Genomic DNA, 864 nt, shown 5'->3' on the forward strand with positions numbered 1-864 from the left:
CCGAAGGGGCCGTCGATCGGTGCGGAGACGATGGTGTGACCGTCGGCGACCAGAGCATCGTGAATGGCTTGGACGTCTGTGGCGTGGAGCCAGATCGCGGCACCGATGCCGGGCTGAGCAGCGGATGCGAGATCGGTGCCGGGAACGATGTCGCGGAGTGCGAACGCGATCGGCTTCGTCTCGAAGACGACGGCGTGCGGAGGTCCGGTCTGCGAGCGGACGAGGCCGAGGTACTGCTCGTAGAACGCCTGCGAAGCGTCGAGGTCGCGCGCTTGGAGCGAGATGAAGTCGGGGCCGGTGGCGGGCATGATGATGCTCCTTCTCTTCGTGTCAGTTTTCTGACACAGGCCAATCTATGTCAGAATTCTGACATGAGTCAAAACGGTGTCGGCGTCGACCTGGAGACGTCACTGGGCTACCTGCTGAAAGAGGCGTCGAGCGCCCTCCGTGCTGCCATGGAGGAGGTGCTGCGGCCGCTCGGGATGAGCGTGACGCACTACTCCTGCCTCGAGCTGCTGGCTCAACGACCGGGCTTGTCGAACTCCGAGCTCGCGCGGGGCGCGTTCGTGACCCGGCAGACGATGAACGTGCTGCTCCAGGCCCTGGAACGAGACGGCTACGTGACCAGGCCTGCGGAGGCACCCGTCGGGAAGGTTCTTCCCACGCGGCTCACGCCTCGCGGCCGACGGAGCCTCGAGAAGGCGACCGTAGCGGTCCGGTCCGTCGAGGTCAGAATGCTGGCCGGCATGACCGAGACCGAGCAGTCAGACGCGTTCCGGATCCTGCGGAGCATGATCCATTCCCTGCGCGATGGCAACGACGGTGCCTAGCTCGTTCCCCGGCGCACGTCTCGTCGCGCTCGGA

2 protein-coding genes are annotated in these 864 nt (G+C 65.6%); one reads left to right on the forward strand and one right to left on the reverse strand.

The window, feature by feature from the left end:
- A partial coding sequence (locus EJK15_RS69670; RefSeq protein WP_138720977.1) for a VOC family protein occupies positions 1 to 308 on the reverse strand: 308 nt, incomplete at its 3' end.
- A gap of 63 nt (positions 309 to 371) precedes the next feature.
- Here EJK15_RS69670 and EJK15_RS69675 point away from each other — a divergent pair.
- Positions 372 to 830: a MarR family winged helix-turn-helix transcriptional regulator gene (locus tag EJK15_RS69675; RefSeq protein ID WP_138720978.1), complete on the forward strand. Its 459-nt coding sequence runs from the start codon at positions 372 to 374 to the stop codon at positions 828 to 830.
- Positions 831 to 864 lie beyond the last annotated feature (34 nt).

The sequence above is a fragment of the Nonomuraea basaltis genome (assembly GCF_005893125.1).
Taxonomy (GTDB): Bacteria; Actinomycetota; Actinomycetes; order Streptosporangiales; family Streptosporangiaceae; genus Nonomuraea; species Nonomuraea basaltis.

Bases quoted from the DNA above. Each gene is read 5' to 3' on its own strand.
- EJK15_RS69675 (WP_138720978.1), top strand. From the start codon at position 372: ATGAGTCAAAACGGTGTCGGCGTCGACCTGGAGACGTCACTGGGCTAC.